The sequence below is a fragment of the Microbacterium sp. genome (genome assembly GCF_035554235.1).
Lineage (GTDB): Bacteria > Actinomycetota > Actinomycetes > Actinomycetales > Microbacteriaceae > Microbacterium.
This window is the reverse complement of sequence record NZ_DATMIO010000092.1, coordinates 1-26,273: the sequence shown is the minus strand read 5'-3', so window position 1 is coordinate 26,273 and position 26,273 is coordinate 1. Positions and strand designations below refer to the sequence as shown.

27 protein-coding genes and 1 tRNA gene are annotated in these 26,273 nt (G+C 67.4%); 5 read left to right on the top strand and 23 right to left on the bottom strand.

Annotation, left to right across the window (positions count from 1 at the left end):
* The 9 genes from VNT50_RS04640 to VNT50_RS04600 form a co-directional block, all read right to left on the bottom strand.
* On the bottom strand, nt 1–967 hold a 967-nt coding region (locus VNT50_RS04640; protein ID WP_325483932.1), incomplete at its 3' end, for an NAD-dependent epimerase/dehydratase family protein.
* Nucleotides 964–1,890: a siderophore-interacting protein gene (locus VNT50_RS04635; protein ID WP_325483931.1), complete on the bottom strand. Its 927-nt coding sequence runs from the start codon at nt 1,888–1,890 to the stop codon at nt 964–966. The genes VNT50_RS04635 and VNT50_RS04640, both read right to left, overlap by 4 nt.
* Nucleotides 1,887–2,978 carry a sugar phosphate isomerase/epimerase family protein gene (locus tag VNT50_RS04630; RefSeq protein WP_325483930.1) on the bottom strand — a complete coding sequence of 364 codons (1,092 nt, stop codon included), beginning with the start codon at nt 2,976–2,978 and terminating at the stop codon, nt 1,887–1,889. Before VNT50_RS04630 ends, VNT50_RS04635 begins: the two co-directional genes overlap by 4 nt.
* Entirely contained in the window at nt 2,975–3,385 is a 411-nt protein-coding gene (locus VNT50_RS04625; protein ID WP_325483929.1) for a C-glycoside deglycosidase beta subunit domain-containing protein, read from the bottom strand. Before VNT50_RS04625 ends, VNT50_RS04630 begins: the two co-directional genes overlap by 4 nt.
* Complete coding sequence (locus VNT50_RS04620; RefSeq protein WP_325483933.1) at nt 3,363–4,583, bottom strand: Gfo/Idh/MocA family protein; 1,221 nt, start codon at nt 4,581–4,583, stop codon at nt 3,363–3,365. The genes VNT50_RS04625 and VNT50_RS04620 overlap by 23 nt, the downstream gene beginning before the upstream one ends.
* A gap of 14 nt (nt 4,584–4,597) precedes the next feature.
* Nucleotides 4,598–6,145: a GMC oxidoreductase gene (locus tag VNT50_RS04615; protein WP_325483928.1), complete on the bottom strand. Its 1,548-nt coding sequence runs from the start codon at nt 6,143–6,145 to the stop codon at nt 4,598–4,600.
* Between the two features lie 44 nt (nt 6,146–6,189).
* On the bottom strand, nt 6,190–7,026 hold the full coding sequence (locus tag VNT50_RS04610) for a carbohydrate ABC transporter permease (protein ID WP_325483927.1): 837 nt from the start codon (nt 7,024–7,026) through the stop codon (nt 6,190–6,192).
* Nucleotides 7,027–7,953: a carbohydrate ABC transporter permease gene (locus VNT50_RS04605; RefSeq protein WP_325483926.1), complete on the bottom strand. Its 927-nt coding sequence runs from the start codon at nt 7,951–7,953 to the stop codon at nt 7,027–7,029.
* A gap of 85 nt (nt 7,954–8,038) precedes the next feature.
* On the bottom strand, nt 8,039–9,313 hold the full coding sequence (locus VNT50_RS04600; RefSeq protein ID WP_325483925.1) for an ABC transporter substrate-binding protein: 1,275 nt from the start codon (nt 9,311–9,313) through the stop codon (nt 8,039–8,041).
* 179 nt (nt 9,314–9,492) lie between these two features.
* Here VNT50_RS04600 and VNT50_RS04595 point away from each other — a divergent pair, with 179 nt between their 5' ends.
* Complete coding sequence (locus tag VNT50_RS04595) at nt 9,493–10,851, top strand: ROK family protein (RefSeq protein WP_325483924.1); 1,359 nt, start codon at nt 9,493–9,495, stop codon at nt 10,849–10,851.
* On the opposite strand, the gene VNT50_RS04590 is transcribed toward VNT50_RS04595, so the two are convergent.
* From VNT50_RS04590 to VNT50_RS04580, 3 genes are read right to left on the bottom strand one after another with little or no spacing between them, the layout of a single operon-like run.
* Complete coding sequence (locus tag VNT50_RS04590) at nt 10,838–11,893, bottom strand: sugar phosphate isomerase/epimerase family protein (protein ID WP_325483923.1); 1,056 nt, start codon at nt 11,891–11,893, stop codon at nt 10,838–10,840. The genes VNT50_RS04595 and VNT50_RS04590 overlap by 14 nt on opposite strands.
* Nucleotides 11,890–12,294: a C-glycoside deglycosidase beta subunit domain-containing protein gene (locus VNT50_RS04585; protein ID WP_325483922.1), complete on the bottom strand. Its 405-nt coding sequence runs from the start codon at nt 12,292–12,294 to the stop codon at nt 11,890–11,892. Before VNT50_RS04585 ends, VNT50_RS04590 begins: the two co-directional genes overlap by 4 nt.
* Nucleotides 12,291–13,859: a GMC oxidoreductase gene (locus tag VNT50_RS04580; protein WP_325483921.1), complete on the bottom strand. Its 1,569-nt coding sequence runs from the start codon at nt 13,857–13,859 to the stop codon at nt 12,291–12,293. Before VNT50_RS04580 ends, VNT50_RS04585 begins: the two co-directional genes overlap by 4 nt.
* A 250-nt stretch (nt 13,860–14,109) precedes the next feature.
* Here VNT50_RS04580 and VNT50_RS04575 point away from each other — a divergent pair, with 250 nt between their 5' ends.
* The 3 genes from VNT50_RS04575 (at nt 14,110) to VNT50_RS04565 (ending at nt 16,754) form a co-directional block, all read left to right on the top strand.
* The gene (locus VNT50_RS04575; protein WP_325483920.1) at nt 14,110–14,523 is read left to right on the top strand and encodes a C-glycoside deglycosidase beta subunit domain-containing protein; all 414 of its coding nucleotides are present in this window, start codon (nt 14,110–14,112) and stop codon (nt 14,521–14,523) included.
* Nucleotides 14,523–15,533, top strand: coding sequence for a restriction endonuclease subunit R (locus VNT50_RS04570; RefSeq protein ID WP_325483919.1), 1,011 nt, complete (start codon nt 14,523–14,525; stop codon nt 15,531–15,533). The genes VNT50_RS04575 and VNT50_RS04570 overlap by 1 nt, the downstream gene beginning before the upstream one ends.
* 222 nt (nt 15,534–15,755) lie before the next feature.
* On the top strand, nt 15,756–16,754 hold the full coding sequence (locus tag VNT50_RS04565; RefSeq protein WP_325483918.1) for a VOC family protein: 999 nt from the start codon (nt 15,756–15,758) through the stop codon (nt 16,752–16,754).
* A 112-nt stretch (nt 16,755–16,866) separates the two neighbouring features.
* On the opposite strand, the gene VNT50_RS04560 is transcribed toward VNT50_RS04565, so the two are convergent.
* The 10 genes from VNT50_RS04560 to rplU form a co-directional block, all read right to left on the bottom strand.
* Nucleotides 16,867–16,942: transfer RNA gene (locus VNT50_RS04560), tRNA-Ala, on the bottom strand.
* Between the two features lie 102 nt (nt 16,943–17,044).
* Nucleotides 17,045–17,434: a ribosome silencing factor gene (gene rsfS, locus VNT50_RS04555; protein ID WP_325483917.1), complete on the bottom strand. Its 390-nt coding sequence runs from the start codon at nt 17,432–17,434 to the stop codon at nt 17,045–17,047.
* Entirely contained in the window at nt 17,434–18,555 is a 1,122-nt protein-coding gene (locus VNT50_RS04550; RefSeq protein WP_325483916.1) for a hypothetical protein, read from the bottom strand. The genes rsfS and VNT50_RS04550 overlap by 1 nt, the downstream gene beginning before the upstream one ends.
* Nucleotides 18,552–19,151: a nicotinate-nucleotide adenylyltransferase gene (nadD, locus tag VNT50_RS04545; RefSeq protein WP_325483915.1), complete on the bottom strand. Its 600-nt coding sequence runs from the start codon at nt 19,149–19,151 to the stop codon at nt 18,552–18,554. Before nadD ends, VNT50_RS04550 begins: the two co-directional genes overlap by 4 nt.
* A 9-nt stretch (nt 19,152–19,160) precedes the next feature.
* Nucleotides 19,161–19,385 carry a hypothetical protein gene (locus VNT50_RS04540; protein ID WP_325483914.1) on the bottom strand — a complete coding sequence of 75 codons (225 nt, stop codon included), beginning with the start codon at nt 19,383–19,385 and terminating at the stop codon, nt 19,161–19,163.
* A gap of 63 nt (nt 19,386–19,448) precedes the next feature.
* Nucleotides 19,449–20,783 (bottom strand): glutamate-5-semialdehyde dehydrogenase, encoded by a 1,335-nt coding sequence (locus VNT50_RS04535; protein WP_325483913.1) that lies wholly within the window; start codon nt 20,781–20,783, stop codon nt 19,449–19,451.
* The gene (proB, locus tag VNT50_RS04530) at nt 20,780–21,607 is read right to left on the bottom strand and encodes a glutamate 5-kinase (protein WP_325483912.1); all 828 of its coding nucleotides are present in this window, start codon (nt 21,605–21,607) and stop codon (nt 20,780–20,782) included. Before proB ends, VNT50_RS04535 begins: the two co-directional genes overlap by 4 nt.
* Nucleotides 21,604–23,106 carry a GTPase ObgE gene (obgE, locus tag VNT50_RS04525; RefSeq protein ID WP_325483911.1) on the bottom strand — a complete coding sequence of 501 codons (1,503 nt, stop codon included), beginning with the start codon at nt 23,104–23,106 and terminating at the stop codon, nt 21,604–21,606. Before obgE ends, proB begins: the two co-directional genes overlap by 4 nt.
* 106 nt (nt 23,107–23,212) lie before the next feature.
* On the bottom strand, nt 23,213–23,473 hold the full coding sequence (rpmA, locus tag VNT50_RS04520; RefSeq protein WP_325483910.1) for a 50S ribosomal protein L27: 261 nt from the start codon (nt 23,471–23,473) through the stop codon (nt 23,213–23,215).
* Between the two features lie 19 nt (nt 23,474–23,492).
* Complete coding sequence (gene rplU, locus VNT50_RS04515; protein ID WP_325483909.1) at nt 23,493–23,801, bottom strand: 50S ribosomal protein L21; 309 nt, start codon at nt 23,799–23,801, stop codon at nt 23,493–23,495.
* Between the two features lie 271 nt (nt 23,802–24,072).
* Here rplU and VNT50_RS04510 point away from each other — a divergent pair, with 271 nt between their 5' ends.
* Nucleotides 24,073–24,348: a DUF4031 domain-containing protein gene (locus VNT50_RS04510; protein WP_325483908.1), complete on the top strand. Its 276-nt coding sequence runs from the start codon at nt 24,073–24,075 to the stop codon at nt 24,346–24,348.
* On the opposite strand, the gene VNT50_RS04505 is transcribed toward VNT50_RS04510, so the two are convergent.
* Nucleotides 24,349–26,273 (bottom strand): Rne/Rng family ribonuclease (locus VNT50_RS04505; protein ID WP_325483907.1); only part of this gene is annotated, 1,925 nt, incomplete at its 5' end.

Below are 26,273 nucleotides of genomic sequence, written 5' to 3'. Positions count from 1 at the left end.
CCGTCCGCTGCGCAGCGATGATCTGGTCCTCCCAATCGCCAAGGGGCGACTCTTCCACCAAGCCACTGACCTGCAGATGCTCGAATGCGTCGGCGAGCCCGTCCTCGAGCGAGATCCGCGGCGCGAACTCGGGCACGTCTCGCTGAATCTTCGCCGCGCTGTACAGCAGGTTGTGCGAGAAGATTCCCTGCACCATCCGGAAGCGCTCCGGATCCAGCCCGTAGAGGACGTCGGCAGTCACGCCCACCTGCTCGACTTCGTTGCCGAGCACCCGCATCGCCGTCTCGTGGACGTTGTTCCACGACGTGTGCGTGGGGTTGACCAGGAAGTACACCTGGCCGATGGTGCTCGTTCTCTCGAGCGCACCGACGAACGCGGGCGCGGCATCGTCGACGTGAAGCAGGTGGTGGAGTGCGATCCCATCGCCGACCCGGAGAATCGGCCGCCCTTGCTGGATGCGGCGTATCCACCGTGTGTCGATCCCGATCTGACGGAGAACCCGCTGCCGCCCGTAGGTCGTCGACGGCTTGATGACCGTGACGGGGTAGCCATCGTCGAAGTAGGCGGCCTGGTACAGGCGGTCGATCTCGGCCTTGTTCCGTCCGTACGGCATCGCCGGCCTGACCGGGTGGTCCTCAGTGACCGGCAGCCAGTCGAACTGGTCGCCGACGGTGACGACGGTGGACGTGTGAATGAGGTGTCCGACCCCACGGAAGGCGTCGAGACTGGCCGCTCCGTGCTCGGGAGTGAAGGCGAAGAAGTCGATCGCGGCATCGAACTTCTCGGCGCGGACAGCGGAGACGAACCAATCGCGGTCGTTGCGGTCGCCGGTGAGGGACCGCGCGCCGGCCGGGACGGTGCCGGTTCGGCCTCTTGTGATGCATGTGACGTCGTGTCCGCGCTCCAGCAGCAGCCGAACCACGGCCGTCGAGATGTTGCCGGTTCCTCCGACGATTCCGACCTTCATCGATTCCTCCCTCCGAGGGCATTCGCTTCGTCGGGGCGAGGCCGCGAACCGGCGGCGACGAGGCGGGACGGCTCGGGGTCGTCATTGTCGTCGGGGTCGATCGGGGCGTGATGGTCGAAGGCGGCCTCGCCCTGCTTCCAATAGCCGCTGACCGCGTACTGGTAGTTCGGCAACCCCAGCTCGTGGCGAAGGAGTCGTCGGATCTCGACGAGCGTGCCCGCCTCGCCGGCGGCGAAGACGAACGTGCGGTCATCGACGTCGGCTTGCCTCAGCCGGTAGAGCGCGCTGCCGCCATCGCGGTGCACGCGCGCCGGGATGCCGAATTCGCGAAGGTACGATTCGACCCAATCCAGCTGACCTCCGATGAGAGGGACAAGCTCGACGCGAGTGGAGGTCGCGGCGTCCTGCAGCCAGCGCCCGGCGGACGGAAGCGCGGTCTCATCGACCACGAGCACTATCCTGTCAACGCCCTGCGGGGCACGACGGGACCCTCGTGGCCCGACAAGGATCAGCTCGTCACCAGCCGCGGCTGTCATCGCCCACCTCGCGGCAGGGCCCGGGGCGTCGTGGGTGAAGATGTCGATGTCGAGCGCGGGAAGGCCGGTACTCGGGTCGCGACGTGGGTGCAGCGGCGTGAAATCGCGACCGAACACGGCGCCGTCGGGGCGCCGGATGCCGTCCACACCCGGTCCCAGTGCCTCCGGGCCGGACAGGATCCCCGACTCCGGGTCGGGGAAGAACACCTTCATGTGATCCGCGGGTCCGGTCGAGGCGAAATCGGAGAGCTCATCGCCGGCGACCGTCACGCGAACGAACCGGCCGAGAACGTCCGTCACACCGGTGACGCGGACGCGTCGGGCCGTGAACCGGTGGCGGCCGCCTTCCCTGTCGAAGAGCCGGCGATGTTCCGGGCTGTCGATCACAGAGCACTCTCCATCAGCGTGCGCGCTTCGGAGGCATCCACGACCATTCTCGACCCCGACGAATCGGCTGACCGACGAAGCAGCGCCTGCTGACGCGAGATCACATCGAACGCGCTCTCCCAGTCGTTCCAGTGGAACCCCTCCCACTCGCTTGAGATGGTCTTGGAGTAGCCGTTGCGGACATACACATCGATGATCTCGGGAATGGGCACCGCCGGTTCCGCACCGGATGCGTCGATCTCATAGAACTTCCCATGGGTATGAACCACCCACGGCATGATGTCGGCCCATTCCTTCGGGTCGCCGCGGCCGAACAGGCCGACGACGTTCACCGCCATGTCCATTGCCCGACGCTCCTCGCCGAGCGACCGGGCAAGGCCGATGACCTCCCCCATCCGCTTGCTCTGCTCCTCGTCGTGCATGGGAGGGCCCTTCCGAGTGAGTTCCTTCGAGTACGCCTGCAACGCGGTGAGCACCTCCTCGGAGACACCGAGTCTGCGATATCTCTCCAGCAGCGTGGGCGGGATGCTGTGCATCGTCGCGCCCCAGTCCGGGATGAATCCGAGGCGGTCGCTCCCGAGCTTTTCGTAACGCTCCAGGAGGGCTTGGATGACGGGGTGCGAGACCGTGTGAGACGAATGGATCTCCAATCCGAGCTGCACCCCCGCCCGCTCCGCGATCGGGACCAGTCGCTCCATGTCGTCGGGCGTGAGCGAGTACTGCACCCGAACGATCGGGAATCCGAGCCGGCGGGCGACATCGATCTGCGCCGCCATGTATTCCACGAGCTCATCGTTGGTGAGCATGCGGTCGCGACGAAGGCCCGCGTCGGCGTTCGCTCCCATCGAGGTCGGCACGAGCCCGGTCTCATCGATGAGGGCGTGGAAGGAACGCACGAACTCGGCGGAGACGTTCGGGAAATCGCGAATCGACTGGAACCCCACGATCTCCAATCCGGGACCCAGCTCCCGACGCGCGACCTCACGAACGAGCTCGTCGAAGTTCATCTTCCGAGCGTGGAAGAACCGGGTGAAGCTGTACAGCGTCACTCCCTGGATGGGGGTGCCCAGCGTGGTGGTCGCGGTCATGGGAGCTCCTTCAACGTCATGCTCTTCGTGTCCTGCTCACGGATCCGGAGGACTCCGTGGGCGGCATTCGGCAGGTAGGGGATGTACAGGCTCAGCGCCACATCGACCTGTCTCGTGACCTCACGGCCGGGCTCGATATCCGCCGGGAGCGTTCCGGCGATCGTCGCGGAATCGAGCACGTACCAGTTCTCGTCCCACAGCTCCGCAAGCTCCGCGAGCGGGCGGGTCACGCCATTGACCGTCCACGTGACGGTGTCTGGATCGACGACCGATCCGTCGATGCTCAGCGACGCCTCCGCGATCGAGGACAGCGGGAGCGCCCGATACCAGGGCATGCGCACGTCGATCGCCACTGTCGTATCGCGCACCCGGAGGGTGTCGTTCTCAATGATTTCTGCTGCGAGCATGGTCGGCCCTTCGTTGAGGCTCTGAGGGGATGAGTGGCGTCGAGCCGGTCCCATTCCCGGTGGGGTCCCGAACCGCGGTCCAGACGGCACCGCGGCCGGCGCTGCGCTGAACGGCGTCCAGCACCTGCTGGACACGCAGCCCTTCTGAGAAGGAGGGGTGGGTCGGCCGCTTGTCCGAGATGGCCTCGACCAGGTCCTTGACCTGATGAGCGAACCCGTGCTCGTAGCCGAGCATGTGACCGGCCGGCCACCACCCCTCCAGGTACGGGTGGTCGGGTTCGGTCACGAGGATCTTCACGAATCCCTGCAGCCGGGTGGGCGCGGAGCGGTCGTAGTAGTTGAGGCTGTTCAGATCCTCGAGATTGAAAGCCAGCGCACCGGCGTCGCCCGAGACTTCGATGGACAGCTCGTTCTTCCGCCCGGTCGCGAATCGCGTCGCCTCGAACGAGCCGAGCGCGTCGTTTGCGAATCGCCCGGTGAAGAGCGCGATGTCATCGACCGTCACCTCTCCGAGTTCGGGGCGAGGATCGGCGAGCGTGGCGCGGGTGACGGGACGCCGGGAGACGATGGTGTCGATGACCCCGGAGACGTGCAGGATTTCGCTGCCGGTGACGAACTGCGCGAGGTCGATCGCGTGCGCTCCGATGTCGCCGAGCGCGCCCGATCCCGCGAGTTCCTTCTTCAGCCGCCACGTGAGGGGTGCCTCCGGGTCGACGAGCCAATCCTGACGATAGGAGGCACGCACCTGCTGAACCCGGCCGATCGCACCCTGCGCGATCTGTTCGCGCATGAGGGCGATGGCGGGAACCCGACGATAGGTGAAACCGACCATCGTCCGCACACCGGCTCGCGCTGCTTCTGCGGCGGCCGCCGCCATGGCGTTCGCCTCGTCGAGCGTGTTGGCGAGGGGCTTCTCGCAGAGTACGTGCTTGCCTGCTGCGAGGGCGGCGATGGCGATCTCGGCGTGTGTCTCGCTGGGTGTGACGATGTCGACGATGTCGATGTCGTCACGTTCGATGACCGACCGCCAGTCTGTGGAGCACTCCTGCCAGCCCCATTTCTCGGCCGAAGCTTTCGTGGCGGGCAGCTGGCGGCCCACGAGAACCGACATCTCGACATCCTGAGGCAGCTCGAACTGACGGGGCGCCTGCCGCCAGCCCACCGAGTGCGCTGCGCCCATGAAGCCGTGTCCGACCATCGCGACCCGAAGCGTCAAGAGTTCCTCACCGCCGACCCTGCGTCGGCAAGGCGAGCGGCGACATGGCGTGCGCCGCGGATCGCCAACGCGACCGATGTCAGAGTGGGGTTGCAGGCGGTGGCGGTCGGGATGACATTGTTGCCGGCCACGAACACCCCCGGCGCATCCCAGACTTCGCTGTGCGTGTCACAGACGCTCGTCCCGTCATCCTGGTCACCCATGCGGGTTGTGCCCTGGTAGTGCAGGGAGGAGCCGAGCGGGAGCGTGAAAGGCGTGTCGTCGAAGGGCTCACCAACGGCCTCGGCGAGTTCGATCGCAGCAGCTCGTGCGCGCTCGAGCATTTCGTGATCCCGCTCGGTGAGCCGGTAGTGCACACGGATCGCGGGCATTCCGTACGAGTCCACGTCGACATCCGAGAATTCCACACGGTCCTCGTGTTGCAGGTCCTTGGCCAGGAACATTCCGAGCCCGACGATGGATCCGGGAACCAAGGGGTCGTCCTCGGGCACCGGAACGGGCGAGGAGTCGGGCTGCATCACCTGGATGTGGAACGGCAGGGCGTCGGTGAACGGCACCCAATTGACCCCGCTCTGCACCTTCAGCCCGCCGGCCGTCTCGTCGGCGACCACGGGCGCCGAAACATCGCGAAGTCGCGACGAGAACACGACCTGCGTCTGATCGTTGAGATAGCGCCCCAAGGCATCGGGACGGATGCCGGAGGCCCACAGCAGCTGCGGGGTGCGGAACGCGTCGGCCCCGACGATGACGAACCGTGCATCCACGGTGTGGGTCGAGTCGGTGCGGAGGTCACGCACCTCCACGCCCGAGGCTCTTCCATCCGCCGTGAGCACCTTCGTGACCAGCGACTCGTCGAACAGCTCGAAGTTCGGGTTCGACCGGGTGGCCTCGCCCATGATCACGTCGGGGCCGGACCAGACCAGGCTGCCGTCGCCCTGCCGGTGCACGGCCAGCGGCATCGCCTGCACGCGCCGCTCAGGAGGCCGGCCCGCGTTGACCGCCGCACCGAGACGCTCCACGATCACCGACCCGAACGGGGCGTTCTCGAAGGCCGTTCTACTCACTCCGAGCAGGCGCTCGGCGTCGTCGAGAATCTCATCGAGGTCATCGAGGAACGTGATTCTCTCGCTGTCACCCGGCCTCGGGCATGCTCCTGTCCAGTGGGCCCCCATGCCCCCGACGTTGCTGGACATGGCCGCGACGGGCAGGCCGTCCTCGCCGGGGACCGTGTGCTCACCCTCGATGAGGAACGTGCCGGGGCGTGCCAGGCGTTTGCCGCTCTTCATCGCCGCGGGTGAGGTGATCTTCGGTGCATCGGCGCCTGGCCCTTCCGAAGCTCGCTGCGCGCGTGCGCGATCCGCGCCTTCCGGGATGGATTTGACGTGCGCTCCGGGGGGAGAGGAAACGGTGGGCCCGACCTCGAACATCGCGATGCGGGCTTCGGGTGCGGACTCCGAGAGGATTCGGGCGTACGCGGCGGCGGTCGGCCCGGACCCGACGATGGCGACGTCGACGCGCTGCGGATAATGGCGTTGTGCTGGCATCTGTGCTCCTGCGGTGGTGTCGGCAAGCCTGCGAACGGGGTTCGTCAACCCTTGAGCCCGCCGGCGAATCCCTGAATGAATTTCTTCTGGGCGAAGACATAGAACGCGAGGATCGGGATCATCGCGACGATGACGATGGCGAAGATCTTGTTCCACTGCGTGATGAGGGAACCGACGTAGTAGTAGATGGCGACGGGGAGGGTCTGGTTGTCCGACCCGCCGAGGAAGATCAGCGCGGTGAAGAAGTCGTTCCAGATGATGAGGCCGCACAGAATCGCGACGGTGCCGGTCGCCGGGGAGATCAGCGGGAAGATGATACGGACGAAGATCTGGGTCCGGCTTGCACCGTCGATCGACGCCGCCTCCTCGTATTCCGTCCCGAGTCCGCGGAAGAACCCGGCGTACAGGAAGATCGCCAGCGGCAGCAGCATCCCGGCATACAGCAGGATCATTCCCCAGACCGAGCCGGTGAGCCCGATGGTCCGGGCGCCGATGTATAGCGGCACGGTCCCCAGTTGAGTGGGCATCACGATCGCGATGAGGAACAGGTAGAAGACGGCGCGCGACCAGCGCCTCGTGCTGCGAGCCAGGACGTAGCCGGTGAGCGCTCCGAAGAGCACCAGCAACACCACGGCGCCGCCGGTGATCAGGATGCTGTTGAGCAGACCGAGCAGCACATTCGAGTTGCCCTTCGCCGTGAGCACGGTCGCGAAGTTCTCCCCCGTCCATTCGGCCGGGGGCGCGAGCGGCGAGCCGGTCGCCGTCTCGGTGTCGGTCTTGAAGGCCGTCGTTATGAGGATGTAGAAGGGCGCCAGGTAGATCAGCGCGAGCGCCCACATGCCGATTTCGCGGAGCAGGCTGAGCTTTGTATAGCGGAACATCTACTTCTCCGAAGGACCGGTCGTCACGCGCTGCTGGATGATTGCGAACACGAGGATGATTGCGGTGAGGACGAGCGCGAGTGCCGCGCCGTACCCGAAATTGCTGAGCCCGAATGCCTGCTTGTAGACCTGGGTGGCGAGTGTCTCGGTGGCACCGGCTGGGCCGCCGGCAGTGAGCGCGAGGATCGGGTCGAAAATTCGCAGGCCGTTGACGAGGCCGAGAGTCGTGGAGATGGCGATCGCGGGCCGGATGGCGGGGATGACGACGTGCCAGGTGCGCTGGAACAGGCTCGCTCCATCAATGGCCGCAGCTTCTTCGATCTCGACGGGCACAGAAGCGAGGCCCGCCATGTAGATGACCATGGCGAACCCGGTCTGCTGCCAGACGACCACGATGAGGACCACCCAGATGGCGAGAGTCGGATCGGCCAGCCATGCGCGGGCAACGTTGTCCAGGCCGACCGCGCGGAGGATGGTGTTGAGTGCTCCGTCGTACTCGAAGATGAACTTCCAGATGTAGGAGGTCGCCAGCGGGCTGAGGATGACGGGGAGAAAGAACAGCGCCCGCAGGATGTAACGAGATTTGAGGATCCGGTTGAGCCCCAGGGCCAGCAGGAGGCCGGCGATGTTGCTCAGGATGACGGCACCGAACGCCAGGAAGAGGGTGTTCGCGAGCGCGCCGACCATCTTCGGGTCGCTGAGCAGGTCGACGAAGTTGTCGATGCCGATCCACTCGAAGCTGCCGATGCCGGTCCAGTCGGTGAAGGCGAAGAAGGCGCCGGAGACCGTGGCGACGTAGTGGATTGCGACGACGAGCACGATGCCCGGCAACGCCCACCACCAGTGGCCGAACTGCAGCAGCCCGGCGGGGCGGGGACGCGCCTCGCGGCGCGGGCCCGCCCCATCGGTGCCCCGGCGTGGAAGCACTACCCGCTCAGTTTCTGAGCGCGTCGTGGTCACATTCATTTCTCAGACCAATCGTCTTTCCATCGCCGGGGCACAAGGGTGCGCTCTACCAGGCCGCGTCCATGTCTTCGAGCACCTGCTCGACGGTCTTCTGTCCCGTCAGCAGGCCCTGAACGCCGGAGCCGAGCGCCTCGTACACGGCCGGGTTCGACCAGCCGGTGTTGGGCAGCGGCGCGTAGTTGCCTTCGTTGATGATGTCGGCGACCTCCGCGTAGGGTGTGTCGGCGAGATCGGCTTCCCCGTTCAGGATGTCGATGGGCAGAGACCCGTCGACCTCGGCGTAGAGACCCGAGTTCTCGGGCTCCGCGATCCAGTCCAGGAACGCCGCAGCAGCTTCCTTGTTCTCCGCTTCGGCGTTCAGCGACACGGAGTAGTTCGCGCTGGCGTAACCGAACGGGGTGTCATCGTCGGAGACGGGCGGGAAGGCACGGATGATGTACTCCGCGTCGGGCGATGCGGCCTGGAGGTCCTTGATGATGCCGCTGGGGAAGAACCCGGCGAACGACTTGCCGCCAGCCACGTTGCCGCTGCCGACCTCGAACCCTGCGCCCTCCACACCGGGCTGGAAGCAGCCGGCGGCGTTGAGGTCGACGATCGTCTGCAGCGCTTCCTGCCAGCCCTCGGAGTCCGCGAAGGTGACGTCGCCGTCGATTCGCTGCTGATTCCAGTCCGGATCTTCCGCGTACACGCGGGTCGCGGCAATGACCATCGCCATGAGCCCGGTGTTCGGCGGCTGCGCCCCCGCGACCGCGATGAGCGAGTCGGCGACGCCTCCTGCCGTGTCGCAGGCGGTGAGGAGCGAGTCCCAATCGGTCGGGAACTCTACGCCCGCCGCCTCCGACGTGGTGGCGTTCTGGATCATTCCCGCGAAGGTGATGCTCAGCGCCTGACCGTAGACCTTGCCGTCCAGTTCGAACAGCGACTCGCTGCCGGCCGGGATGACGTTCTCGGCCTCCTCGCCGAGCGGCTCGAGAAAACCCGCCTCGGCGAGCGGGATGATGGAGCGTCCCTGTCCGCTTCCCGGCGACGTCGCCATGACATCCGAGGCGTTGCCGGCCTGCAGCTGCGTGCGCAAGGTCTGGTCGTACTGGTCGTTCGGGAGCGGGTTGAGGGTGATGGTGACATCCGGGTTGTCCGCCTCGTAGGCCTCGGCGAGGCGCTCCCACGGGCTCTCCACAACGTCGGACGTTGCGAACGTGAGCGAGAACTCCTGCGAGTCCCCGCCTGTTTGGCCCGAGCCGCCGCCGGAGCAGCCAGCCAGCACCACGACGCCGGCTACGGGAATGGCTGCGAGAAGATAACCGAACTTGTGTCGGTTCATGTGAAGTCTCCTTCGACTGTGCATGGGCTTCCCCGGTCGGAGAAGCATGGTCATGTTATGCACACGCCATACGAAAGCGTCAAGAACTTCCGCGCGAACGCGCGGAAAATGGCCAATCTTCGCACCGGGTATCCGAAAAGGGAAGGAGCCTTTTACCCAGAGCCGGATAAAGTGGGTCCATGGTCGATCACATCGAGACGCTGGGCCGCATCGTCGAACTCGTGCGCACGAAACGTGCCGTCACGCGGCCCGAGATCATGAGAGTCACCGATCTCGGTCGCACCGTGATCACCCAGCGCGTGGACGACGGCCTGGCCGCCGGAATCCTCCGGGAAGAAGACGCGGCGGTCTCGACGGGCGGGCGCCCCTCGCGTGTGCTCGGCATCCGACCCGACGCAGGCTCCGTTCTGGCAGCCGTATTCGGGGCATCCCGCGCGCACATCGCCGTGGCAGACCTGGCCGGACGGGTGATCGCGAGCGAGTTCGTGCGTGTCAACGTCTCCCAGGGGCCAGCACGCGTTCTCGCCCAGCTGTTCGGCGTGTACGACCGTCTGCAGCGCGAGAACGCGCTCCCGCCGCTCTGGTGCGGCGCTGTCGGGCTTCCCGGACCCGTGGACTTTCCGCGCGGTCGAACGATCTCGCCGCCCATCATGCCCGGGTGGCACGACTACCCCGTCCGGGAGCGCCTTCAGGAAGAGCTCGGCGTACCGGTCTGGGTCGACAATGACGTCAACCTGATGGCGCTCGGGGCGTGGAAGGAGACCCGCGAGTCGGCGATGGATGACGTGCTGCTGGTGAAGGTGGGAACCGGCGTGGGCGCGGGATTGATATCGCAGGGGCGTCTGCACCGCGGCGCACGCGGCGCCGCCGGCGACATAGGTCACATGATGGCGGTGAATCAATCGAGCGTGCAGTGCCGATGCGGAAAGTTCGGATGCTTGGAGGCCTTTGCAGGCGGGTGGGCGCTCGCACGGGATGGGCGAGAAGCTGCCCTCACCGGGGCGAGCCCATTCCTCGCCGACGCCCTCGCGCGCGTCTCGGCAGTATCCCTGGAGGACGTCATCGACGGAGCCAAGGCCGGCGATCCGGTCAGCGGCGAACTGATCACTCGTTCGGCCACGTTGGTCGGCGCGGCGCTGGCCGACCTGGTCAGTCTGTTCAACCCGGCCACGGTCTTCGTCGCCGGTTCGCTTGCCCGCGCCGGCGACTCCTTCGTCGACACCATCCGCTCGGTGACGCTGCGACGATCCTTTTCCCTCGCCACGGACGACATGGTGATCACCAGGGTCTCCCTCGCGCATCAGGAGGGCGCCCTCGGTGCCGCGTGGCTTGCCCTGGATGAGATCTTCCGGCCTCAGATGCTCGCGCGCTGGATCTCGGCCGGGTCGCCAAGGGGAATCGCCGCCGAGGACGGCCCTGAGGGCCCGAATGTACGCATCCGCCGCGACGAGCTGCGATTCCCCGGCGAGATCACCCCGCTCTATTCGGTGGTCGCACCCGAATCCGCAGGGCGCGGTCAGTCCGTCAGCGGTCGCTGAAACGCCCCGCGCCGGGCGCCGGCTCGAGCTTGTCCGCTGCGGCAAGCGACGCTTCGATGAGCCGGTGCTGCTTGGCGATCAAGGCGAACGGGTCCGCCTCTCCCGCCTCGCGGAACACATGCGCCTCCCACTCGCTCGAGATGTACCCCTGGTAGCCACCGTCGACCAGGATGTCGATGATGGCGGGAATATCGATCGAGGGCTCGATGCCGTCGGCGTCCATCTCGTAGAACTTCCCGTGGACGTGCACCACCTGCGGCACGATTTCGCGCCAGCTCTCGACGGGCTCGTGTCCGTGCATGGTGAAGCTGCTCACGATGTACGAGAGGGCACTGTCGGATGCCCCCGCCTGCCTCGCCAGAGCGGAGAATTCCTGCAATCGTTCGAAGGGTGAACCGTCTTTCGCCCAGATGCTCTTCAGCGCGGGCAGCGTCTCCGCGGGAAGGCCCCGCGCGACGTAGTAGTCGAGTTCGCTCGCCGGCAGCGCGCGCATCGTCGAGCTGAAATCGGGAATGAACCCGAGCAGCGGGGAATCGAGCCGGTCGTACATCTCACGCACTTTCATGACCTTCGGCGTGAGCGGCCCCTCGGGGGCATGGATCTCCATTCCCATCGAGATGCCGAGCGCCTCCGCCGTCGGCAGGGCACGCGTCAGCACCCCTGGCGTGGCGCCCATCTGCACACGAACGATGGAGCAGCCGAGCTTCGCGGCAGCGTGGAGCTGGCGGATCAGTGACTCGGCAAGCTCCTCCTCGGTCTGCATGCGGTCGCGCCGCGCCGCGACATCCATGCTGGTGGACAGACACGTCGCGGTCAGGCCGAGCCGATCCAAGAGGCCGCGCCAATGGGCGATGAAGTCATCCGAGACGTCGGGAAAGCCTCGAATGGACTGATACCCGACCAGTTCCACGCCGGGACCGATGCCCGCCTCCGCCACCTTCTCGAGGAGCGTCTCGATGGTGTACTGCCCCGATACCCATTCGTTCGTCATCGAGTAGAGGGTGAGCCCGAGTTTGATCGAGCCGGACGTGGAATCGCTCACTGCGCTGCCCCCTCGAGGTGAAAAGTGTGAGTCTTGGTGGAATGGGTGACCAGGGGCGTGTCCGGCCCGATCATGATGTAGGGGCTCCTCAGCGCGATGCGGGTCATGACCGAGCGCTCCGGCGCATCCGTGCCCGGATCGGGCACCACGATGGTCGCCTCATCCTGAATGAACCAGATGTCCTCCCATCGTTCGTGGAGGTCCTTCGTCTTGTACTCGCCGCCGTTCACTCTGATGCGGATCCTGTCTGCCGGGACATCCGCCCCGTCGACGGCGACGGCGATGTCCTCCACCGCCGACAGCGGCAGGCTCCGGTACCAGGGCAGGCGCACCCGGTAGGTCAGCGTGCCGCCTTCGACGGCGGCGCTGTCGGGCACCACGAGGAATCCTTCGTTCGTCATCCGACGACCTCTTTCGTCGTCGCGGCAGTGAGCTGGCGCACCAGAGTCCGGGCGCCGCGCAGCGCCAGGGCGACGCTGTACAAGGTGGGGTTCACGACGTTGACAGTGGGGATGGTGCCGTTGCCGCCCAGGAAGAGGTTGTCGAATCCCCACACCCGCGACCATGGATCCACGACCGACGTGCCGTCCTCTTCCGGTCCGGTTCGAAACGTGCCCATGTAGTGAAGCGAGGAACCGGGCGGGGCGACACGCGGTTCACCGCCCGGGACAACCTGCCCGAGGGCGGAGATGGCCTTCGCCTGGGCGAGCTTGGCGCTTTCGAGAAGCTCTTGCTCAGCGGGAGTGAGCTCGTACTCGATCGTGACGTTCGGCATTCCGAAGACGTCGGTCTCCTCCGAACTGAAGACCAGTCCATCCTCCGCGCGCGGAAACTTCAGCCCGCCGAAGCCCACGGCCGCGTAACCGTACTTGCTCTTCGCGAGGGGATTGTCTTCGGGGATGGGAAACGGACACGCGGTCATGTGCATGATCTGGCTGCTCGTGGGGAACGTCTCCTCGATGTACGGAATGCGAACGGCCGCCGTGACCGCGTCGCCGAGCGCCGTCGAGAAGACCGCCCGGTCGGAATGATCGGTATCGGCGGCATCGTCGAGCAGGTCGTCGCGGATGGCGATCATGGAGAGGATGATGGGATGCTCCGTCAGGTAGCGACCCAGCGCAGGCGGACGGATTCCAGAGGCGAAAAGCAGCTGCGGAGTGCGAATCGCGTCGGCTGCCACGACTATCGCATCGGCGCTGACTTCGTATTCGTCGCCGTCCGGGAACTCACGAACAACGGCGCCGCGCACGCGTGCACCATCGAAGAGAAGGCGTACCGCCTGCGTGCGCGGCCGGAGCTCGAAGCGTGTCGATAGCAGCGAGGACGAGTCGATCAGCGGCCCGAGGACGGTGTCCGTTCCGACCCAGTTGAGTGAGCCGTCCTCTTCGATGTCGACCGCGACCGGGAAGGTGCCGACGCGCCGATCCGGCGCGCGCCCCTCGTCGAACAGCTGCGAGAGGCGGCGTGTGATGGCATCGGTGATCGGTGAGGTGAATATGTCCTTCTTGACGTGAAGCAGCTGCTCGGCCTCGGTGATGAGGTCTTCCCATTCATCGTCATCGATGAAGTCGACCCGCTCGTTGTCGACGGGGCGGGGTGTCGCGCAGGTCCAATGCGCCCCTTGCCCACCCACGTTGGTGGCGACGGCCGCCGCGGGCATGCCCGCCGCGTGACCGGAGTGCTCACCTCCGTCGTCGATGAGGTGCGTGCCTTGTCGCGCAGTGAAGGTCCCCTCCACGGGCGGGGGGCCGCCGGGGACACCGCCGCCGAGCACGCCCGTGGTCCGCGGGCCCTGCGACGCGATTCGCGCGGCATCCTGAACGTCCTTCTCTGGGATGTTCCGCACATTCATGCCCGGCCGCGCGGTGATCTCCGGGCCGACGTCGACCATCAGCACCCGGGCCTCGCGGTCCCCCTCGAGGATGCGGCGCGCATACGTCGCGCCTATCGGGCCACTGCCGATCACCAGCACCTTCTTGCTTTGATCGGCTGTTGTTCGCGGGCTCTCCGACATTGGCGACCTCATCCCTTTGTCTCCGAGGCTAATGTTCGATACGTGCAATAGTCAATCCGAGGCGACGAGCCTGCGCTGGCGAACACCCCAATCGGGCCGCCCCGAAGATTCCCTATCGAACGCCACATGCGTAAGTCGGTCGTGCTAGGCTCCGGCCGTTGCCGGTGCGGGGCCGCGCCGCCCGGCTCACCTAAGGAGACGCATGGCCCGCGTACTGATGCTGGAGGGTGCACTCGGCTCGGCCCCCGAGGGCTATCTGCTCCGAATATCGCTGCCCTGGATTCGCTCGATGCCGTTGTCCTGCGTGACGGGGCTGCGGGTGCAGATCGACGCGGAGCCGGAGGAGCGGCTCACGATCGACATCGACGGGCGGACCGTGACCCCGTCCGATCTGGCCCGGTCCGACAAGTGGTGGTTCTTGCAGGACCACCTGCAGCTGCGCGGCCATCGCCGACTGCGGCCGGGCGCCCACACCGTGACCGCATCATTTCAGCTGGTGGTGCCGTACCTGAACGGCCATGACGGTGGTCCTCTCACCGTGCCGTTTCGGGATGATCGAACACTCGAGCTCGACTGCCCGGCGCCGGTGCCCTCGGCCAGCCTCCCCGTAGCCTGATGGGGAATGCGATGCAGACAATCCCCTCCGACTGGACCCTCACCGCGAGCGCCTTCAATTGGACGGAGGAGGTCATTCGTGCCGACCGCCCCGCCCCGGACGTGGTGGTGAACATCGCCAGGACCGTCTGCAGCACCATCGAACTCGAGCCGGGGCAGTTGTGGCGTACGTTCCCCGCGTCGTCGGCCGAAGACGTCGACAGCTTCTCGGCGGCTCTGGCCGAGGTCGGAGGAAAGGTGAGCATCGTCGGGGTGAGTCTCGACGACTGGGTGGACGCATCCAGCCGCAGATCGAACGATGAGCGCCTTGCCTTCCTGCTGCCGCAGCTTCGTGCAGCGCGACGCGTCGGCGCCGAGGGCGTCCGTCTCCCGCTCGGTCAGGCGGGATCGTCGCTGCTCACGCGCCTGCTGCCAGAACTTCATGACCTCGACCTGACGCTGTATGAGGAGGCACAGGGACAGCAATCCCCCACCTCGTCGGACTTCGCCAGCGCGTACGGGGCCATTGCGGAGCTCGACGACCTGAGGGTCCGCCTCCTCATCGACACCAGCATGCTCATGCCCGCGCTGCCGCAGTCGTTTCTGGCCGAGGTGAGTGCCGGTGGAGTGCCGAGGGACTTCGTGAAGCGGCTGTCCGAGGATTGGCTCGCGCCGGCGACTCACCGGGCGGCGGTCGCATACCTGCGCTCCGGTGAGGTTCCGCCCGCCATCGAGACGCTCTGCCGGAACCTGCTCTTCAGATTCGGTCGCTCAGACCCCGCGGACCTGCGCAGCGTGATGCATCTGGTGGGCGGCATCCATCTGAAGTTCTGGGACCTCGAAGACGACGACCGCCGGGTCAGCAAACCGATGCGCGACATCGGCCGAGAACTCGCTCGCGCGAACTTCAGCGGCACGATCTGCAGCGAGTGGGGCGGCCATGCGTGGTTGACGGCCGACCCCACGACGATGACCCGAGCTCATTTGGTGTTGGCCCAGGATGCCTTGATCGCCGGCCTTGGCATGCCCTAGTCCGGTGCGCACCCGCAACGTGCGTTTCGGAATCTCCGAACCGCACGTCGACGTTGTCGGATTCCTCACCGCGGGCTGGTCCGCTGTGATTGTTCTCAAAGTGAAAACGGCGCCCCCGCATCGCCGACACACTCGACCGATGCGAGCGCCCGGACCCTGTACGCGAACGTGGTGATGCTCCGCATCGAAGCAGAGCGCATCACGAGAATCTCTGGAGGAAACATGGAACGGTTCCTGTCACACCTGGCAAGCCTCGAAATCGAGAGTCCGGATGTCGATGCATCCGTCGCCTTCTATACCGAGCGATTCGGAATGCGACTCATCGAGCGCACCGACGGCGCCGCCTACCTGCGCTGCTGGGGCGATTACTACGCCTACAGCCTTGCGATCCGCGCCGGCTCCGCACCGGCGCTCGCGAAGATGACGTGGCGCACCGATTCGGAGCAGGCCCTCGAGGCCGCCGCCGAGCGCGTGCTCGCCACCGGCGTCGGCGGCGAGTGGGTCGACGGCGGGTTCGCCTACGGACGTGGCTTCGAGTTCGTCGGCCCCTACGGGCACCGGATGCAACTGGTGTGGGAAATCGACCGATACCAAGCACCGGACGAATTCAAATCCACCTACCCGGATCGTCCCGAACGACGCAGCAGCCACGGGGCCGCTCCGCGCTTTCTCGACCACGTCACCATCGCGAGTGTCGACGTGGATGGGTTCGCCCAGTGGTACCACGATGTGCTCGGCTTCCGGATCATGGCTCGCACCCAGATCGACGGATCGGAACGAAGCGTCTTCAGCGTCATCACCACCAACGAGAAGTCGCACGACCTCGGCATCGTCCTCGACCACTCGACCACACTCGGTCGCGTCAACCACATCGCGTTCTGGGTCGACACCGACGTGGAGCTCGAGCGGGTTGCCGACATCCTCATCGAGAACGGAACGCCGATGGAATGGGGCCCCGGCGTTCACGGCATCGGCGAACAGCACTATCTGTACTTCCGGGAGCCCAGCGGGCTCCGGGTCGAAGTCAATTCCGGCGGCTACCGCAACTATGTTCCTGACTGGAAGGCCAACACGTGGCTGCCCTTCGACGGCGGCATGAACATGTGGCGCAACTCGGCGTTCCCGATGACCATCTTCGAAGCATTCCCAGCCGCTGACGGCCTGTCGGCCGCGGAGGACGCCGTGCACCCGGACATGCGCGACAGACTGCTCAACTCGTAGGAGCACCATTCGCGAGGGCGGTGGGCGGAGGGGGCGCCCGCCGCCTTTCGTGTTGCAGGGCGTTCCCGGAAGCCGGCCCCACCGGCATCTCCGATGACGGTGAGACTCACATTGGTGGACCTGAGGGGACTCGAACCCCTGACCCCCTGCATGCCATGCAGGTGCGCTACCAGCTGCGCCACAGGCCCAGATTTGCTTCCCCGGCCGGGCCGAGGCAACCCCCCTAGATTACTACATCCGCAACCGTCGAACGAACCGGTGAGGATGTCGCAGCCCTGACGCTCTCGCGGTCAGCGCGGGGCCGGCTCGGCGGCCGAGCGAGCCGGAAGCTCGATCGGCACGATGGGGCAGTCCTTCCACAGGCGCTCGAGCGAGTAGTAGACGCGCTCCTGCTCGTGGAAGACGTGGACGACGAGGTCGCCGAAATCGAGCAGCACCCAGCGACCCTCCTGACGGCCCTCGCGGCGGACGCGCTTATGGCCGGCCTCGAGGAGCTTCTCCTCGATCTCGTCCGAGATCGCACCGACGTTGCGCTCGTTGCGCCCCGTCACGAGAAGGAAGATGTCGACGAGGGGCAGGGGCCCCGAGACGTCGAGACCGATCAAGTCTTCGCCGCCCTTGTCGTCGGCGGCGCGTGCCGCGATCTGCAGCATCTCTACCGCTTGGGCGGTTGCCGGCATCAGAAGACTCCTGTCACAAAGGCGAGAATAAGCACTCCGACAAGGGCAAGGGCGAGCGCCCCGGCCGTGATCGCCAGGGTGAGCATGAGGCGGCTGCCCTTTTCCGGGGCGGGAGGGCGGATCATCTCGCCCGAACCCTTCACCGTGCTGATCGCGGCGCTGGCGGCGATCGGGGTGGGCGAGGAGTGGGCGGGCAGTTCGCGGTCGATCAGCACCGCGTCGGTTTCCTTGCCATCGGCGGTGCCGTTGGCGTGACCCGTCGATCCGAGACCGTCCGGGAGCGACATCGAGCCGGTGATCAGCACCTCACCCGTCGCGGTGACCGGACCGACGATCGGCGATGCGGATGGCGTCTGCGAGAGGATCAGGGCGTTCGACGCGGCCTGCGAGCCGGTCGATGTCGCGTTGCGCGCGATCAGCTGGTCGAACGAGGGCGGCAGGGCGACCGGCTCGGCACCCGCGAGCAGCTCGGCGCCGAACCCGGGGCGAAGGATGGGGCGCTCGGCCTCCTCCCCCTCGTTCGTCTCGGTGAAGATGGCGACGGCCTCATCCGCCTCGACCGGCGTGCTCGGGCCGGGCTCGGATGGAGCGTCCGCCGCGGGCTCGGTCTCGACGGGTGGCGCTTCCGCCGGCGTCCCGGCATCCTGCGGCGCTTCGGCGGCGGGCTCCTCGACGGTTTGCGCCTCCACCGGCTCGGTGGGGTGGGCGGCGGCGACCTGGGCGGCCATGAGATCGGGCGTGATGACGGGCACCGACGCGGTGCGGATGCGCTCCTGCTGGCGCGCCTGGCGCCGCGTCAGGGCGGACACCCCGAGATCGACGTGCGCGTCCGCGATCGGGAGCGGAGGAGTGGGAAGCGGCTCAGCCGCGCGCGGGAGATGGACCGCGGGAGCGGGCGCGCTCTCGACGGCGGGCGCGGCTTCGACGGCGTCCTCGACGTTCTCGGGCGACGCGTCGGGCACGGTCTCGACGGGTGGCTCGACGGGCGGCTTCGCCGGTGGTTTCGCTGGTGGTGGAACGACGGTGTCGGGACCGATGATCGGCGTCGACCCCGTCATTCGAATCTCACGCAGCTGCTTTCGGGTCAGCTGCGATTCCCCCGGTTGCTCGGGTGTGCTCATGCATTGCTCCGATACAGATGATGCTTGCCGATGTACTGTACGACCCCGTCGGGAACGAGGTACCAGACAGGATGTCCCTTTCGCACGCGGTCCCTGCAGTCCGTCGATGAGATCGAGAGTGCGGGAACCTCGAGTTGACTCACGTCTTCGCTGGGCAGGCCATCGGTGCTGAGATCGTGGCCGGGACGCGAGACCGCGACGAAGTGCGCGAGGTCCCACAACTCATCATGGTCCCTCCAACTGAGAATTTGCGCTACGGCGTCCGCTCCGGTGATGAAGAAGTGTTCCGCATCCGGTCGCTGCGCCTTCAGATCGCGCAGGGTGTCGATCGTGTAGGTGGGCCCGGCGCGATCGATGTCGACGCGGCTCACCGTGAATCTGGGGTTGGATGCCGTGGCGATGACGGTCATCAGGTAGCGATGCTCGCTGGAGGTGACTCCCTGCTTCTGCCAGGGGCGCCCCGTCGGGACGAATACGACCTCGTCGAGACCGAACGACTGCGCGACCTCGCTGGCGGCCACGAGGTGCCCGTGGTGAATGGGATCGAACGTCCCACCCATCACCCCGATCCGCAGTGGCCGCGCAGCGTCTGTCATGCAGGAGCCCTAGTGGCCCTGCCCCGTCCCGTGCGCGTCCTTGCCGTGGGCAGCGGCGAAAGCGGAGGCCTTTCCGGCGTGGCGGTTCGCGACGTTCCGGTAGGACAGCGTGACGAGGGCGAGAGCCGTGAAGACCACGAGGGCCACGATCCCGTACCCCACGGTCTCGAGCGCGACGTTTCCGTGCTCCTCCGACCCAGCGGCGGCCTGCACGAGAAGTGTGGCGAGAGACATCCGTACTCCCTTTCGAGTGGTGGGGTCAGGCTTCAGGTCGACCTGCTGACCCAGTTTATGGGGTCAGACCCGGACTTGTCCGGAACCGCGCGCGAGCCACTTCGTGCTGGTCAGCTCGGTCAGGCCCATCGGACCCCTCGCGTGCAGCTTCTGGGTGGAGATTCCGACCTCGGCGCCGAAGCCGAATTCGGCACCGTCGGTGAAGCGTGTGGAGGCGTTGGCCATCACCACGGCGCTGTCGACCTCGGCGAGGAAGCGTTCGGCGTTGCGGGTATCGGTCGTGACGATCGATTCGGTGTGCCCGGTCGAGTACTGACGGATGTGGGCAAGGGCATCATCGAGCGAGTCGACGACCCGCACGGCGATGTCGAGGCTCAGGTACTCGGTCGCCCAGTCCTCTTCGGTCGCCGACACGACATCGGCCGCGAGCGATGCCACGGTGTCATCGCCGTGCACCGTGACGCCCTCGCTCTGCAGGGCGGGGACCACGATGGGGACGAGCCGGGCGGCGGCCGAGCGCAGGATCAGAACGGTCTCGACGGCGTTGCAGACGCTCGGCCGCTGCACCTTGGCGTTCACGACGATCGCTCGCGCCCAATCCACCGGGGCGGTCTCATCGAGCACGATGTGCACGTTGCCCGCTCCCGTCTCGATGACGGGCACCGTCGACTCGGTGACCACGGTCTCGATGAGAGCGGCGCTGCCCCGCGGGACCAGCACGTCGACGAGCCCGCGGGCGTGCATGAGGGCGCGAGCGCCGTCGCGGCCGAAGTCGTCGACGGACTGGATTGCGTCGGGGGCGACGCCGGCTCCGCGCAGTGCCTCACGCATGACCCGCACGAGCACGGTGTTCGACTCGCGCGCGGCGCTGCCACCGCGAAGGACGACCGCGTTGCCCGCGCGAAGGGCGAGCGCCGCGATGTCGACGGTCACATTCGGCCTGGCCTCGTAGATCGCGCCGACGACGCCGAACGGCACCCGCACCTGCTCGAGGGCGACCCCGTTGGGCATGCGGTGCCCTCCGATCACCTGACCCACGGGGTCGGCAAGCGCGGCGACCTGACGCACGGCATGGGCGAGGGCGACGACGCGCGTCTCGTCGAGGCGCAGCCGGTCGAGCAGCGATTCGCCGATGCCCTCGGCGCGGCCGCGTTCGATGTCCCGCGTGTTCGCGGCGATGATCTCGTGCGCGGCATCGGTCAGCGCGTGGGCGATCGCGCCCAGCGCCCTGGCCTTGTCGGCGCTGGTGAGCCGAGCGGTGGCGCGGGACGCGTCCTTAGCCCGGGTCAGCCGGGCGTGCACGTCTTCGGTCTGCGCGCCGCCGGGAGCCGCGCCCGCGATCTTCGCGGCGGAGACGGGGCTCTCGAGGGCGGTGGTCGTCTCGAGTGCGGGGGTCATCGTTTCAGTGTATCGAGGGGCCCGGTGACGGGCGCTGCGGTGGCGGGTCGCGGCGCGAACCACGTGCCGATGGCGGCGCCCTGCAGGGCATCGCCGACGAGGTCGGCGCTCGTGACGAGCACGCCGATTCCGGATGCCGCGGCCAGCCGCGCTGCCGAGACCTTGGTGGCCGCTCCCCCGGTGCCGACGCTGTTGACGACCACCGAGCCGAACTCGAGCCCGTGCAGGTCGTCGTCGGGGGCGATGGTGTCGATGGGCATCGCGCCGGGCTCGTTCGGCGGACGGGTGTAGAGCGATTCGATGTCGCTCAGCAGGATGAGCGCGTCGGCCGACACGAGGTGTGCGACGAGGGCCGCGAGCCGGTCGTTGTCGCCGAAGCGGATCTCGTGCGTCGCGACGGTGTCGTTCTCGTTCACGATCGGCAGGATGCGAAGGCCCAGCAGCCGCTCCATGGCGCGCTGGGCGTTGCTGCGATGCACGTGGTTCTCGAGATCGCCCGCAGTCAGCAGCACCTGGCCTGCGACGATGCCGAAGCGATCGAGCGAGTCCTGGTAGCGGTAGATCAGCACATTCTGGCCCACCGCTGCGGCCGCCTGCTGCGTGGCGAGATCGCTCGGACGCGAATCGAGCGCGAGGTACGGCATCCCGGTCGCGATCGCACCGGAGGAGACCAGGATGACCTCGGTGCCGCGTGCGTGCGCGGCCGCGAGGGCATCCACGATCGCGGCGATGCGCCACGCGCCGTCGCCGCTGATCGATGACGAACCCACCTTCACCACGACGCGCCGCGCGGCGGTGATGTCGGATCGCGTGAGTGCCGTCACTCGCCGTCCCCTTCGTCCCGGCGCGCCAGGCGCTGAGTCTCCAGCTCGGCGCGCGCCTCGGCCTTGGCATCCATGCGCTCGTGATACTCCTCGCGGCGCTGAGTCGTCGTGCGGCGCCCGTCCTGGTAGAGGCGGGGGTCGGTGCCGCGCGGGGCGGTGAGCAGCTCGGCGGCGGAGGACACCGTCGGCTCCCAGTCGAAGATGACGCCGTCGCCCTCGCCGATGACGACCGTGGAACCCGGGGTCGCACCGGAGCGGTAGAGCTGGTCCTCCACACCGAGGCGCTCGAGGCGGTCGGCGAGGTAGCCCACGGCCTCGTCGTTCGTGAAGTCGGTCTGCTGCACCCACCGCTCCGGCTTCTCGCCGATGACGCGGTAGATGTTCCCGTAGGTGCCGCCCTCGACGCGCACGGTGAACTCCTTCTGCGCACCGCGGGGGCGGATGACGATCTTCTCGAGCACGGGCGTCGCCGCGAGCACGGCACGGTGCTCCTCGATGATGCCGCTGAGGGCGTAGGTCAGCTCACGCAGGCCCTTGTGGGCGACCGTGGAGATCTCGAACACCCGGTAGCCGCGTGCCTCGAGATCGGGGCGGACCAGTTCGGCCAGGTCCCGCGCCTCGGGCACGTCGATCTTGTTGAGCGCGATGAGCTGCGGGCGCTCGAGCAGGGGCACCTGGCCGTCGGGCACCGGATAGGCCGCGAGCTCGCCGAGGATCACGTCGAGGTCGCTCAGGGGATCGCGCCCCGGGTCGAGGGTGGCGCAGTCCAGCACGTGCACGAGCGCCGTGCAGCGCTCGACGTGGCGGAGGAATTCGAGACCGAGCCCGCGGCCCTCGCTGGCGCCCTCGATGAGCCCCGGCACATCGGCGACGGTGAAGCGGGTATCGCCGGACTGCACGACGCCGAGGTTCGGGTGGAGCGTGGTGAAGGGGTACTCGGCGATCTTCGGGCGCGCGGCCGAGATCGCGGCGATCAGGCTCGACTTGCCGGCGGAGGGGAAGCCCACGAGGGCCACGTCGGCGACCGTCTTGAGCTCGAGGACGACGTCGCCTTCCCAGCCGGGCGTACCGAGCAGCGCGAAGCCGGGGGCCTTGCGCTTGGGGCTCGCCAGCGCGGCGTTGCCGAGGCCGCCGATGCCGCCGGGGGCCGCGACGAAGCGCATGCCGGGCTCGATCATGTCGACCAGCACGGTGCCGTCCACGTCCTTGACGACGGTGCCCACCGGGACGGGCAGATCCGTTCCCTCCCCCTGCGCGCCGGAACGGTGATCGCCCATGCCGAAGCCGCCGTTGCCACCGCTGCGGTGCGGCGAGTGGTGGTACGAGAGCAGCGTGGTGACCTGCGGGTCCGCGACGAGCACGACGTCGCCGCCGTGCCCGCCGTTCCCGCCGTCGGGGCCGGCGAGCGGCTTGAACTTCTCGCGCTTGACCGACACGCAGCCGTTGCCGCCCTTGCCCGCGCGCAGGTGCAGCGTCACCTCATCGACGAATGTGACCATGCGTGCTCCCTGGGAAAAAGGATGGGGCGGGCCGAAGCCCGCCCCATCCGAATGCTGTGCGCGGCACCGTGTTCGGCGCCGCAGAGTTTCTGGTGTCGCCGAGTTGCTACTCGGCGCCTGCCGAAACGATGTTGACGACCTTGCGGCCGCCCTTGGTGCCGAACTCCACCGCGCCGGCCTCGAGGGCGAACAGCGTGTCGTCGCCACCCCGGCCGACATTCGCGCCCGGGTGGAAGTGCGTGCCGCGCTGGCGGACGAGGATCTCGCCGGCGTTGACCTTCTGGCCACCGAAACGCTTGACGCCCAGACGCTGGGAGTTGGAGTCGCGACCGTTGCGGGTGGAGCTTGCGCCCTTTTTGTGTGCCATGTCTGAGTCTCTTCCGTGCTTACTTGATGCCGGTGACCTTGACGCGCGTGAGGTCCTGACGGTGACCCTGGCGCTTCTTGTAACCGGTCTTGTTCTTGAACTTCTGGATGACGATCTTCGGGCCGCGGAGCTCACCGAGCACCTCGGCCGTGACGGTCACCTTCGCGAGCTTGTCGGCGTCGGTGGTGACGTCGTCACCGTCGACCAGCAGCACGGCGGGGAGCTCGATCGACTCGCCCTGCTTCGCCTTCTGACGGTCGAGCGTCACGATGGTGCCGACCTCGACCTTCTCCTGGCGGCCACCGGCGCGCACAACTGCGTAAACCACTTCACACCTGTTTCGTTGGGGAGCACGGGGCTCCGAGTATCACGGAAAGACTCTGAATCTCGCGGAAAGACTTTGCTTGCGGATGCAAGGGTGCGCAAGCGACGCTCTGGTCGGGCAGTCACGACCTGACACCGCAACCGCACAAGACGCACCAAAGGACTACTTTACCGGATGCCGCGTCGAAGGCGCAAAGCGAGCGGCTCCGCGTGTCGGGTCCTGGGCGGCATTCACGGCTGACTCCCACTCTCGGGACCGGTCGTAGGATCGACGCGTGACGATCCTCGTGGACCAGGCCATGTGGCCCGCCCATGGTCGGCTGTGGGCGCACCTGATCAGTGACTCCGACCTCGACGAACTCCACGCGTTCGCGGGGGCCAACGGCATCCCCGCGCGCGGATTCGATCGCGACCACTACGACGTGCCCGACGACGCGATCGAGCGCCTTGTCGCCGCGGGCGCCCGGGCCGTCAGCGCGCACGAACTCGTGCGCGCGCTGATCGCCTCGGGGCTGCGTGTCACGGCGCGCGAACGCCGCGACACGCGCTGACTATTCCTCGCCCTGCGGCGCGTGCACGACCGGGGTGCCCGTGAGGGCCGCCGTCGACACGCGGCGACGCGAACGTCCCTGGCCCGGAGCCTTCGGCTCGGGGAGGGCGTTCAGCACGGAATCGAGCAGGTGATCCTTCTCGGTCTTGGGGCTGCGGTCGCTCGGCTGACGCTTCTTGCGCGCCTTCTTGGGGCGCTCTGCGGCAGCCGGCTCGGCGACGGGCTCCAAGACCGGCGCCTCGGCGGCGGCCGCGACATCCGCCTCGGGATGCGGTGCGGCGATCGTGGATGCCGCGATCTGCGCCAGAGCGGATTTCACGCCCTCGGTGATGACGTGAGTGCCACCGGACGCGCCGTTGCCGGCGGGGGCGCTGCCCCCGCGCGGGCGGCGGCCCGACGAGCCGTTCTGCGGCGCCGTCGAGCGGTGCTTGACGACGGGATCGTGGTGCACGACGACGCCGCGACCCGCGCACACGTCGCAGGGCTCGCTGAAGGTCTCGAGCAGCCCGAGCCCGAGCTTCTTGCGGGTCATCTGCACGAGGCCGAGGGAGGTGACCTCCGCGACCTGGTGCTTCGTGCGGTCCCGGCTCAGGCACTCCACGAGACGGCGCAGCACGAGGTCGCGGTTGGACTCGAGCACCATGTCGATGAAGTCGACGACGATGATGCCGCCGATATCGCGCAGCCGCAGCTGCCGGACGATCTCTTCGGCCGCCTCGAGGTTGTTCTTCGTGACGGTCTCTTCGAGGTTGCCGCCCGTGCCGACGAACTTGCCGGTGTTGACATCGACGACGGTCATCGCTTCGGTGCGGTCGATCACGAGCGAACCGCCGGAGGGCAGCCACACCTTGCGGTCGAGTGCCTTCTCGATCTGCTCGCTGACGCGGAACTCGTCGAACGGGTCGGCTTCGCTGTCGTAGCGCTCGACGCGCTCCAGCAGGTCGGGGGCGACGCTGCGCAGGTAGCCCTCGATCGTGTGCTGTGCGTCGTCGCCCTGGATCAGCATCCGTGTGAAGTCCTCGTTGAAGACGTCGCGGACGATCTTGACGAGCAGGTCGGGCTCCGAGTGCAGCAGCGCCGGTGCCTGAATCGATTCCAGCTGGCTGCTGATGTGCTCCCACTGGGCGGTGAGGCGCTGCACGTCGAGCGTCAGCTGCTCCTCGGTGGCGCCTTCGGCGGCGGTGCGCACGATGACCCCGGAGGACTCGGGCAGCACCTCCTTGAGGATGCGCTTGAGGCGCGCGCGCTCGGTGTCGGGAAGCTTGCGTGAGATCCCGTTCATCGAGCCCGCGGGCACGTACACCAGGTAGCGGCCGGGCAGCGAGATCTGGCTGGTGAGGCGGGCCCCCTTGTGGCCCACCGGGTCCTTCGTCACCTGAACGAGCACGCGGTCGCCGGATTTGAGGGCGAGTTCGATGCGCCGGGGCTGGTTGCCCGTCTCGACGGCATCCCAGTCGACCTCGCCCGAGTACAGCACCGCGTTGCGGCCGCGACCGATGTCGACGAAGGCCGCCTCCATGCTGGGGAGGACGTTCTGGACGCGACCGAGGTACACGTTGCCGATGAGCGAGGCGTCCTGGTTGCGCGCGACGTAGTGCTCCACGAGCACCTTGTCTTCGAGCACGGCGATCTGGATGCGGCCGTTCTTGGAGCGCACGATCATCTCGCGGTCGACGGCCTCGCGGCGGGCGAGGAACTCCGCCTCCGTCACCACCGGGCGGCGGCGACCCGCTTCGCGGCCGTCGCGCCGGCGCTGCTTCTTGGCCTCGAGGCGCGTGGAGCCCTTGATGCGCTGCGGTTCGGTGACGTACTCGACGGCGCGCTGACGGGTGCGCGGCTCGCGCGCGGGACGCTCCGACGCGGGCTCGCCAGGTGTCTCGTCGTCGCGGCCGTCGCCACGGCGGCGGTTGCGACGACGGGCGGATG

Bases quoted from the DNA above. Each gene is read 5' to 3' on its own strand.
- VNT50_RS04595 (WP_325483924.1), top strand. From the start codon at position 9,493: ATGGTCGATCACATCGAGACGCTGGGCCGCATCGTCGAACTCGTGCGC.
- VNT50_RS04610 (WP_325483927.1), bottom strand. From the start codon at position 7,026: ATGTTCCGCTATACAAAGCTCAGCCTGCTCCGCGAAATCGGCATGTGG.
- VNT50_RS04575 (WP_325483920.1), top strand. From the start codon at position 14,110: ATGGCCCGCGTACTGATGCTGGAGGGTGCACTCGGCTCGGCCCCCGAG.
- VNT50_RS04585 (WP_325483922.1), bottom strand. From the start codon at position 12,294: ATGACGAACGAAGGATTCCTCGTGGTGCCCGACAGCGCCGCCGTCGAA.
- nadD (WP_325483915.1), bottom strand. From the start codon at position 19,151: ATGACAGACGCTGCGCGGCCACTGCGGATCGGGGTGATGGGTGGGACG.
- rsfS (WP_325483917.1), bottom strand. From the start codon at position 17,434: ATGCCGGCAACCGCCCAAGCGGTAGAGATGCTGCAGATCGCGGCACGC.
- VNT50_RS04630 (WP_325483930.1), bottom strand. From the start codon at position 2,978: ATGACCGCGACCACCACGCTGGGCACCCCCATCCAGGGAGTGACGCTG.
- VNT50_RS04540 (WP_325483914.1), bottom strand. From the start codon at position 19,385: ATGTCTCTCGCCACACTTCTCGTGCAGGCCGCCGCTGGGTCGGAGGAG.
- VNT50_RS04600 (WP_325483925.1), bottom strand. From the start codon at position 9,313: ATGAACCGACACAAGTTCGGTTATCTTCTCGCAGCCATTCCCGTAGCC.
- rpmA (WP_325483910.1), bottom strand. From the start codon at position 23,473: ATGGCACACAAAAAGGGCGCAAGCTCCACCCGCAACGGTCGCGACTCC.
- VNT50_RS04535 (WP_325483913.1), bottom strand. From the start codon at position 20,783: ATGACCCCCGCACTCGAGACGACCACCGCCCTCGAGAGCCCCGTCTCC.
- obgE (WP_325483911.1), bottom strand. From the start codon at position 23,106: ATGGTCACATTCGTCGATGAGGTGACGCTGCACCTGCGCGCGGGCAAG.
- VNT50_RS04620 (WP_325483933.1), bottom strand. From the start codon at position 4,583: ATGGTCGGACACGGCTTCATGGGCGCAGCGCACTCGGTGGGCTGGCGG.
- VNT50_RS04625 (WP_325483929.1), bottom strand. From the start codon at position 3,385: ATGCTCGCAGCAGAAATCATTGAGAACGACACCCTCCGGGTGCGCGAT.
- VNT50_RS04615 (WP_325483928.1), bottom strand. From the start codon at position 6,145: ATGCCAGCACAACGCCATTATCCGCAGCGCGTCGACGTCGCCATCGTC.
- VNT50_RS04570 (WP_325483919.1), top strand. From the start codon at position 14,523: ATGGGGAATGCGATGCAGACAATCCCCTCCGACTGGACCCTCACCGCG.
- VNT50_RS04565 (WP_325483918.1), top strand. From the start codon at position 15,756: ATGGAACGGTTCCTGTCACACCTGGCAAGCCTCGAAATCGAGAGTCCG.
- VNT50_RS04550 (WP_325483916.1), bottom strand. From the start codon at position 18,555: ATGAGCACACCCGAGCAACCGGGGGAATCGCAGCTGACCCGAAAGCAG.